Raw genomic sequence first — 9,761 nt, 5'->3', positions numbered from 1 at the left:
ATTGGGGTTATTGGACATGTCGTGTTGGCGGGACTAGTCCTCGGTGTTGTGTGGGGGTGTATTCCAGCGGATCGCTTCGTCGGTACTCCGCGGCTCGGGGCCAGAGAACAGATACTCCACGGCTCGGGGCCAGAGGGCAGATACTCCGCTCTCGCTTATCGGAGAGTCCCTCTCCTCGGTACACTCATCCGTTATTCCGAAGCTGGGTCCTCTCCTCCGCACGCTAACCCGCTATTCCGAATGTGGGCAACCTCGCCTACGTGCGGAACAGGCGGCCCACGTGCGGAACAGGCGGCCCACGTGCGGAACAGGCGGCCCACGTGCGGAGCAGGGGGCTGGCGTGCGAGCACAGCATGACGCCGTGGCCACCCAGGCCTCGTCACGAGGAAGCAGGAACGAACGCCTTGATTTCCTTATCGGTGATGCCGATCAACATGTCGTCAAAGACCCAGGTGAGGCGTGTGGTCCTCGTGAAGTCTTTCGTCGAGGAAGACGAACCATCGGCAGTGTTAATGATGTAGCTGTTAGTGTCCTGGGAGCTGAAGGACCTGACATACAGGGTCGATCCATCGGCGCTGACACGCAGGTCCTTCGGGGTGAAGGAGCAGCCGTCGCGCATGGACCGGCGTGCAGCGTCCGGGAGCGGGACCTCGCGCGTCGAGTCGTCGGCGGTCAGGGTGACCGTGATCGTGCACTCGCCCGTGCCGGTCATGCTCACCGTTCCCGTAGCCCACGCCGCTCGCTTCTGTGTCATGAAGGTCTGGATGTCCGACGTCGTCGGCTGCCTCCCGTCGTGGCTGAGCGCGGGCAGGTCCTGCTCGGCGGTGAATGTCGCCTGAAGGACTCCATCGCTGTCGAAGAGAGACCCGCGAGAACCGGAGCTCTCGTAGACGACGAAACCGTCGGTGGCCACCTCGACCTTCCGGGAGTCGGCATTCCCGTCGGGATTACTCAAGGTCACCGCCTCGCCGGTATGGACGTTGAGGATCTGAGGGAGTTCGTTGGGGGCGGTGGGAACCAGGACCGAGGCGTGCACACCATTCCCTGCGACCGCAGTGCCCGCAGGCGCATAGCCCAGATCATGGTCGCGCAACCCGTATCCGGACTGCGTCGCCGTGGACGTGGTCCACAGGTTCGTCCACTCGCCGCCCTCGCGCGTCCACCCGCTGCACGTCGTCGTGGTCGAGCACGTCACCATGACGTCGTCAGCCAGAGCCAGGGGAAAATCTGTCCCCCAGGGAGCCGGAGTCTGCGCGCCCGTAGCCTTGTCGATGACGACGTCGTGGAAAAAGACCTGGTCCTCGCCCGAGACGAACGCGGGCGTGTGGAACGACAATCTCGCTGAGCTCTGTGTGGGACCCGTCGACGTCCACAGGCGGGCGGGTGTACTCCCCGACAAGTCGTAGGCTGACACCGTGACGGCCGAGCCGTTCTTGCTGCTGTTCGCAGCATCAGAGGCAATGTACAGGGTCGACCCGTCCACGTGGAACTGCGGTGTCGCGTCGGCCGATTGAGCCGACACAGGGATCGTCCACGCGGTCGTGGCACCCGATGCCCACGCAGGCGACAGGGCGTGCGTATCCTGTGCGCTTCCCTGGTATCCCGCTGCTTTGAGTGAGGACAGACTCGGCAGCGAGGGAGTCGGCATCGGCAGGCTCGGTAGACTCGGCAGCGGCGCGTGCGTCAGCGGCGCGCTCGGCAGCGACCCGTGCGGCACTCGTGGAGTATGGACGTGAGGCGTGGTACTGCCACCGACGTGGCCCGTCGAAAACGCGGTACCAATCGTGGCACCAAGGGCTGCGAGCGTGGCGGCCACGGAGCGCTTGCTGGATTTGCTGGTGTCCCCGGCTTCCTTGGACGCCGGGGCGGGGCTGTCGCCGCGCGGCGGGATATCATCGGGCACCGCCCGGGACGAGGCCGTGGTCGCGCTCGCGGGTGTGGCTTTGCTCGGGGTGGGCGGGGCCTTGGTGGTTGGCGTCTCGTTCGGGAAGGTGTCGGCCCCCGACGAACTGACGGTATCCGCCTGTGCGGCCACGGCCTCGTCGAATCCTGCGAGCGGGTCGGCCTTCAAGACTTCGTCGAGGCCGGGCAGCGGTGCCAAGTCCGGCAGCGGCGCGAGGTCGGGCAGTGGCGCCAAGTCCGGCAGGGAATCGAACTCGGGCAGGACGAAGGCGTCGGCCCCGCTCGGGGACTCCTCGCTGCGTGCGCGCGACGAACGCGGCTCCGCCTCGCCGGGAGGCGTCACGCGAGAATCGTCGTTACTCATGAGACGTTTCTACCATGCGGCACCGGGCGTTGGGACGCGAGGGAAAGCATCCCGAGTCGTTGCAGACGTCAGGAGGAGGCGGGCACGAAAGCCTTGACACCGGACTTGGACACGGCGATGAGCATGTCGTCGTAGACCCAGGTGAGCTGTTCCGAGACGTTGAGCGCCGGAGACATGTAGGCCTCGCCGTTGACGGTGTCGATGACGTATTTGTTCTTGTCGGCACCGACGAAGGCGTCCATGTACAGAGCCGATCCGTCGGCGCTGATACTCACCTGCTTCGGGTCGAAGTAGCAGGTGGACGGCAAGCTGGGTGTCAGCGCATCGGGGACGGGGGCCGTACGCGTCGATCCGTCGGCGGTGAAGGTGACCTCGAACATGCACTCATCCTGGTGCCTGCCAGTCATGCGCAGGGTAGCTACGGCCCACGGCGCGTTCTGGTGCGTCAGGAACTCTTTGACGTCCGGCGCGCTGCGAGGTGTCTCATCGTGACTGACGATGGGCAGGTTTCGGGCGGTCTTAAACGTGGATTGGAGGGTGCCGTCGCTGTCGAAGAGCATCCCGTAGGAATCGATATTCTCGTAGACGACGTATCCTTCGGGCGTGACCTCGACGGTTCGGTACTCGCCGTCCCCGTCGGGGTTGCTCAGGGACGCGATCGTCCCGGTGTGGATATTGATGATCTGCGGAATCCGGTCGTTGTTGATAGGAACCAGGACGGAGGTGTGCTCGCCGCTGCCGGTAGTAGCGTTACGTGAGGGCGAGTATCCGAGGTCGAGCTGGCGGAGCCCCGATGGATTTTGCTGCGTCGTTGTCGTGGTCCACAGGTTCGTCCACTCGCTGCCCTCCTGCGTCCATCCGCTGCACGTTGTTGTTGACGAGCAGGTCACGAGGATGCCGTCGGCCATCACGAGGGGAAACGCTATGCCCCAGGGGGCCTGGGTTTGCTCGCCGGTCTTCTTGTCGATGACGACGTCGTGGAAGAAGAGCTGGTTGTCGCTCGAGACAAAGGTGGGCGTGTAGGTTAAGGCCACGTTGTTTTTCGTGTGCCCGGTTGAGGACCACAGCTGAGTGGGCTGCGCCCCCGACACGTCGTAGGCGGTGACCGTGACGGCGTACCCTGGCTCGCCCTTGATCGTGGCGTTGGATGCAACGTAGAGGGTTGAGCCATCGACGTAAATGTGTGGCAGGAACGTGGGCGATGTGTTCTCAACCGAGATCGTCCACGCGGTCGCGATCCCCGAGGCCCACTTGGGCGACAGTGTGTGCGTGTTCGTTGCGGTCCCACGGTAGCCGGGCGCGCGAGTAGGAAGATTCGGTGCCTGCTCGGGCACCTGCACGGTCGGCGTGTGCGAGGCCCGCGCCGAGGAGGCCGTAGGCGACGGAGTCGATGACGTCATCGGTTCGACGCTTCGTTGGCTGCAGAAAGAGAGTCCGACGCCGAGCGCAACGACGCATCCGAGCGCGATCAGGGGGCGGGGCAGGCGTTTGTGGGTGGAGGCAGCCTCGCCGATGCTCTCCTCGGGCTTGAGACGGAAGGGAGTGCGGCCGCTCGATGATCGGCCGCTCACGTGTCCCGCCAGCGACGAGGCCGTGGCCGCGTCCGCGGAGACGCGGGTGGCGGCCGCCGAGGCCGAGGGAGCCGCGTCCGGCAGGCGAGCGGAGGTGGGCGTCGGAGCGGCGCCTGAGAGAGGCCTGGACTCTGGCGCAACGGGTTGAGTGTCGTCGACGGTGGGCGAGGTGGGAGCGTCTGCGAGTAGCTGGGTGATGTCAGGTAGTGGCGAGATCCCGGGCAGGGGAGAGGCACCCGGGAACAGGTCGTCATCCCGAGGTCCCGCGGTATCCGCCTGCCCGGCCCCGGCCTCGTCGCCGGGCATCGACGCGGGGGAGGAGAGGACGTCACCGATATCGGGCAGCGGGGCCAGATCCGGCAGCGGGGCGAGTTCGGGCAGCGGCGCGAAGCCCGGCAGTGTCCCGAACTCCGGCAGCGCGAAGACGCCGCCGCTGTCCGGGGACTCCTCCTCCCGCGAGCGCGCGGAGGGTGCCTGCGTCCCGTCGGCGGGGGTTCCGAGGACATCGTCGTTGCTCATGAGACGTTTCTATCACACCCGTGTGGAACGCGGGCGTGGGTTTTCCGCTTTCGTCAGCCGAGGCCTCGCCCCCTGTGAGCAGTGCGCTCTCAGGAGGAGGCAGGCACGAACGCTCGAATTCCGCCGTCGGTCTGGCCGATCAGCATGTCGTCGAAGACCCAGGTGAGGTGTGTGGCCTCGTTGAGGTCATTCGACGTGAAGGACAGTCCCTTGGCGGTGTCGATGAAATATTTGCTCGTGTCCTGGAAGTTGAAGGTGTCGATGTAGAGAGCGGACCCGTCGACGCTGACACGCGCGTCGGTTGGGTCGAAGTAGCAGCCCGGCGTCATATTCGGGCGTGCCGCTGAGGGGATGGAGATTGTGTGCGTGGCGCTGTCGGCGGTCAGCTTGTACTTGATGGCGCATTCGTTTGTGCCTGTCAGCGCAATCGTGCCCGCCGTCCACTGTGCCTTCGTGCTTGTCATGAAGGTGTGGATGTCCGACGTCGTTGGCTGCCTCCCGTCGTGGCTGACTGTCGGCAGGTGCGGCTCTGCTGTGAACGTGGACTGGAGGGTCCCGTTGGGTTCGAAGAGTAACCCGGTCTGTTCGCTGCGCTCGTAGACGAGGAAGCCGTCGGTGGCCACTTCGACCTTCCGATAGTCGGCATTCCCGTCGGGATTGTTCAGGGTTGTCACCTCGCCGGTATGGACGTTGAGGATCTGCGGGAGTTCGTCGGGGGCGGTGGGGACTAGGACGGCGGCCTGTGCGCCGCTCCCGGCGAGTGCAGTGCCCGCAGGCGCGTAGCCCAGATCATGGTTATGCAACCCGTATCCGGACTGTGTCGCCGTGGTCGTCGTCCACAGGTTTGTCCACTCGCTGCCCTCGCGCGTCCACCCGCTGCACGATGTTGTGGTCGAGCACGTCACCACGATGTCGTCGGCCACCGCGAGGGGATAATCCCTCTTCCAGGGAGCCTGAGTCTGCGCGCCCGTAGCCTTGTCGATGACGACGTCGTGGAAAAAGACCTGGTCGTTATCCGAGAGGAACGCGGGCGTGTGGGAGGACATAATCGCCGAGTTCTCCGTCGGACCCGTCGATGTCCACAGGAGAGTGGGTTCATTCCCCGACAGGTCATAGGCTGACACCGTGACGGCCGATTTCCTCCGGTCCTCCATCAGGTCGTCGGCGGCGAGGTAGAGGACCGACCCGTCGACGTATATCTGCGGTGGTGTGCCCGCCGGCCCGTTCGTGGTGGGGATTGTCCACGCAGTGGCGACGCCCGAGGCCCACTCGGGCGACAGGGAATGCGTGTTCGACGCGGCCCCACGGTATCCGGGCACGTGGAGGACCTGCTGTTTCGTATCGAGGGCCGGTGGGGGGAGCGTAGGACGCTTGTGATCGCTGCCGCCCGTGTGGACCAAGGAAATAATGCCGCTGATTACGACGACGGCACCGGAGATCGCCAGGCCGATGGGGGTGGCGGAATTCGTGGTCCTCTGCTCGCCCCAGGACCGGCGACCCGCAGGGTGGGTGACGCGTTCGTTCGGTTCTTGGGTGGGACTGGTTCGTGACGAGGCCGTGGCTGCGTGAGTGGGTGCGGCATCGGCCTGGGAGGGGGCGACGGTGAACGTCGGGGCTGTGTTCTGCGTCGGTGCGGTCGAGACCGCGGGCGGTGATGGGACCGCGGGCGGTGATGGGACCGCGGGCGTCGACGGACTCGTGGGCAGCGATGGGATGTCGCCTGCGGGCGCGGCGCTTGGGAGTGCGTCATCGTCGCGCGAACTGACGGTGTCCGCCTGCGCGGCCAGGGCCTCGTCGAATCCTGCGAGCGGGTCGGCCTTCAAGACTTCGTCAAGGTCGGGCAGCGGTGCCAAGTCCGGCAGCGGAGCAAGGCCGGGCAGTGGCGCCAAGTCCGGCAGGGAATCGAACTCGGGCAGGACGAAGGCGTCGGCCCCGCTCGGGGACTCCTCGCTGCGTGCACGCGATGAACGCGGCTGCGTATCGTCGGGAGGCGTTACGCGAGAATCATCGTTACTCATGGGACGTTTGTACCATGCGAGGAGCGTCGGTGTGCCTGTCCCGCGTCGGGCCGACGCGGGGAGCCGCGTCTAGTTGGATGCGGGGGCGACCCGGACCATGAGGACGCTCGCCAGCGCGGCCACGCCCTCGCCTCGGCCCGTGAAACCCAGGCGATCCGAGGTCGTCGCCGACACCGTCACCGTGCCGCCGGCGATCTCGCTCATGACGGCGCCGGCCTCGGGCAGGCGTGCGGCCATGCGCGGGCGGTTGCCCACGACCTGGACGGTCGCGTTGCCCAGCACCCAGCCGGCCTCGGTCGCCATGCGGCGCACCTCCTGCAGCATCGCGCGGCCCGACGCGCCCGCCCACTCGGGGCGATCCACGCCAAAGACCGTGCCCAGCTCGCCCAGGCCCGTGGCCAGCAGCATCGCGTCGCACAGCGCGTGCGCGGCGGCGTCCGCGTCCGAGTGACCCTCGAGGGGGCGCTCGCCCGGCCACTCCAGGCACGCGAGCATGAGGGTGCGCTGCGAATCAGGGGCTGCGAAAGCATGCACGTCGACCGCTTGTCCGATGCGGAAAGGCAAATCAGTCATGCCACCAGAGTAGCCTCACAACGAGGTCGGTGTGAAGGCCACGATGCCCGATCCCACGACGCCGATGAGCAGATCGTCATACGCCCACACGAGTGCCGATGCCTGTCACGGATGAGTGGATGAGTGGGTCTGCCCGTTCGTCATGTCACAGCAATAGGTGGCGCTGTCGATGTCCTTCCATACGAAGGCCGCGTTCCCGTCGGCGCTGGCGCGAAGCTGCGTCGGCTCGAAGAGGCAGGGGCGGTCTGCGATTGCGCGCCCGTCTTCCTGTCCACCAGCGTGTCGCCAACGATGAGCTGATCCCCTTGGGCAGGACCGGGGTTGAATCCCAGGAAACCCCGCCCTTCCGCTGCCCGCCCTCGTCTCGTCCGCTCTGACCGATCTGTCAGTGTTAGGACTTGGCGTGTTTGACGAGGTTTGCCGCGACGCGCCGGGAGAACCCGGAACGTTCCAACGGGGATCCATGCTACTCAGGCGTTGTTTCTATCACACACTCGCGGGCCTTGCGTACACCACCCACCCCGCCCATACCTCGTGAAAACGTGACGAAATACGACCTATCTGGCTTCACAGGCTTTCTCTCCGATAGGATCTGTCCGTGCGTTATATTTCGACTCGACGTGGCCCCGATGCGCCCACCCGCTCCTTCAGCGACATCCTGCTGGAGGGCCTGGCGCCCGACGGCGGCCTCTACCTGCCCGAGGAATACCCGACCCTGTCGGCCTCCGACCTGGACGAGCTGCGGATCGTTCTGCGCGAGGAAGGCTACGCGGCGATGGCCGCCGGCATCATCTCGCTCTTCGTCGACGACATCCCCGCCGACGACCTGTGCGCGATCACGGCCCGTGCCTATTCCACCCCCTCCTTCTCCGACCCGCAGATCGTGCCCGTCGACGCCCTGGAAGGCACCGACCTGCACATCGCCCACCTCTCTAACGGCCCCACGGCCGCCTTCAAAGACATGGCGATGCAGCTCCTCGGCGAACTCTTCGAATACGAACTCACCCGCCGCGGCGACTGGCTCACTATCGTGGGTGCCACCTCCGGCGACACCGGCTCCTCCGCCGAATACGCGCTGCGCGGACGCCCCGGACTTTCCGTCGTCATGCTCACCCCCGCCGGACGCATGACCGCCTTCCAGCGCGCCCAGATGTTCTCCCTCCTCGACGACAACATCGTCAACGTCGCCGTCGACGGTGTGTTCGACGACTGTCAGGACCTGGTCAAGGCCATCAACATGGACGCCGACTTCAAGGCCACCTGGCACGTGGGCGCCGTCAACTCCATCAACTGGGCACGCCTGCTCGCCCAGGTCTGCTACTACGTCGCCACCTGGCTGCGCGTCACCGAGGAAGGCACCGATGCCTCGTCCAAGGTCAGTGTCGTCGTACCGTCCGGCAACTTCGGCAACGTGTGCGCCGCCCACATCGCCCGCCAGATGGGTGTGCCGCTCGGCACCCTCGTCGTCGCCACGAACGAGAACGACGTCCTCGACGAGTTCTTCCGCACCGGCGTCTACCGCCCCCGTTCCTCCGCGGATACGCTGGCGACCTCCAGCCCGTCCATGGACATCTCCAAGGCCTCGAACTTCGAGCGCTTTATCTTCGACCTGCTCGGCCGCGACGGGGACGCCACCCGCGCCCTGTTCGACGAGGCCCTGACCCGCGACGGCTCCTTCGACCTGTCCGGCACGCCCGAGTTCGCCGCCCTGCGCGATACCTACGGCTTCATCTCCGGCACCTCCACACACGCGGACCGCCTCGCCGAGATCGCGCGCACGGAACAGGAGAGCGGCTACCTCCTCGACCCGCACACGGCCGACGGCGTGCACGTCGCCCGCGCGGTGCGCTCCCAGATCGAGGGGCCGCTCGTCGTCATGGAGACCGCCCTGCCCGTCAAATTCGCCGACACGATCCTCGAGGCCACCGGCCACCTCCCGCCCGTGCCCGAGCGCTTCCAAGGCATCGAAGGACGCGAAGAGCGCGTCACGCCTCTGGCCAACTCCGCCGAGGACCTCAAGGCGCTGATTGCCGAGCGCGTGCGCCCCGGCGCCTGAGATTCTCCTGACTCGACGAGGCCCGAGCCCCCACCTGCGAAGCCGCGCGCTTTCGCCCGACGGGACCCGGGCCTCGTTACATACTCCCGGGACGTGCCCCTTTCCTTCGCCCCCTCTCCCTGACAGGTAGGATTGATGCCATGCTTCACCTGTACGACTCCAAGAGCGCCCGCATCCAGCCCCTCAACCCGGTCACCCCCGGGAAGGTCGGCATCTACCTGTGTGGCGCCACCGTGCAGGGATCCCCGCACGTCGGCCACCTGCGCGCCGCCGTCTCCTTCGACACCCTGATCCGCTGGCTGCGCCGCAGCGGCTACCAGGTCACCTACGTGCGCAACGTCACCGACATCGACGACAAAATCCTCAACAAGTCGGCCGAAGCCGGCTGGGACTGGTGGGCGTGGGCCTACCGCTTCGAGCGCGAATTCACCGAGGCGTACGAAACCCTCGGTGTCGAGGCCCCCACCTACGAGCCGCGCGCCACCGGCCACATCCCCGACCAAATCGACCTCGTCCAGCGCCTCATCGACGCGGGACACGCTTATTCGGATGGGCGCGGCAACGTCTACTTCGACGTCCACTCCCAGCCCGACTACGGTTCGCTCACCCGCCAGCGCCTCGTCGACATGCGCACCACCGAAGACGACGCCCAGATCGACGAAGCCGTTGAAGCCGGCAAGCGCGACCCCCGCGACTTCGCCCTCTGGAAGGCCAGTAAGCCGTCTGAACCGGCCACGGCCTCGTGGGACAGCCCCTGG

At 66.3% G+C, this 9,761-nt stretch carries 6 protein-coding genes; 2 read left to right on the top strand and 4 right to left on the bottom strand.

Features of this window, described 5'->3' with window-relative positions; all coding sequences use genetic code 11:
• Nucleotides 1-379: 379 nt before the first annotated feature.
• The 4 genes from O3932_RS10195 to ispF form a co-directional block, all read right to left on the bottom strand.
• Nucleotides 380-2,266, bottom strand: coding sequence for a hypothetical protein (locus O3932_RS10195; RefSeq protein ID WP_371538236.1), 1,887 nt, complete (start codon nt 2,264-2,266; stop codon nt 380-382).
• Between the two features lie 68 nt (nt 2,267-2,334).
• On the bottom strand, nt 2,335-4,356 hold the full coding sequence (locus O3932_RS10190; protein ID WP_371538232.1) for a hypothetical protein: 2,022 nt from the start codon (nt 4,354-4,356) through the stop codon (nt 2,335-2,337).
• An 89-nt stretch (nt 4,357-4,445) separates the two neighbouring features.
• On the bottom strand, nt 4,446-6,374 hold the full coding sequence (locus O3932_RS10185) for a hypothetical protein (protein ID WP_371538229.1): 1,929 nt from the start codon (nt 6,372-6,374) through the stop codon (nt 4,446-4,448).
• 69 nt (nt 6,375-6,443) lie between these two features.
• Nucleotides 6,444-6,947, bottom strand: coding sequence for a 2-C-methyl-D-erythritol 2,4-cyclodiphosphate synthase (ispF, locus tag O3932_RS10180; protein WP_291449586.1), 504 nt, complete (start codon nt 6,945-6,947; stop codon nt 6,444-6,446).
• A 598-nt stretch (nt 6,948-7,545) separates the two neighbouring features.
• On the opposite strand from ispF, the gene thrC reads away from it, so the two are divergent.
• Both thrC and O3932_RS10170 read left to right on the top strand, forming a co-directional pair.
• Nucleotides 7,546-9,003, top strand: coding sequence for a threonine synthase (thrC, locus tag O3932_RS10175; protein WP_371538226.1), 1,458 nt, complete (start codon nt 7,546-7,548; stop codon nt 9,001-9,003).
• 140 nt (nt 9,004-9,143) lie between these two features.
• On the top strand, nt 9,144-9,761 hold a 618-nt coding region (locus O3932_RS10170), incomplete at its 3' end, for a class I tRNA ligase family protein (protein WP_371538223.1).

Origin of the sequence: Pauljensenia sp. 20925_1_25 (assembly GCF_041433955.1) — a bacterium.
Taxonomy (GTDB): domain Bacteria; phylum Actinomycetota; class Actinomycetes; order Actinomycetales; family Actinomycetaceae; genus Pauljensenia.
This window is presented reverse-complemented; position numbering and strand designations above follow the sequence as displayed.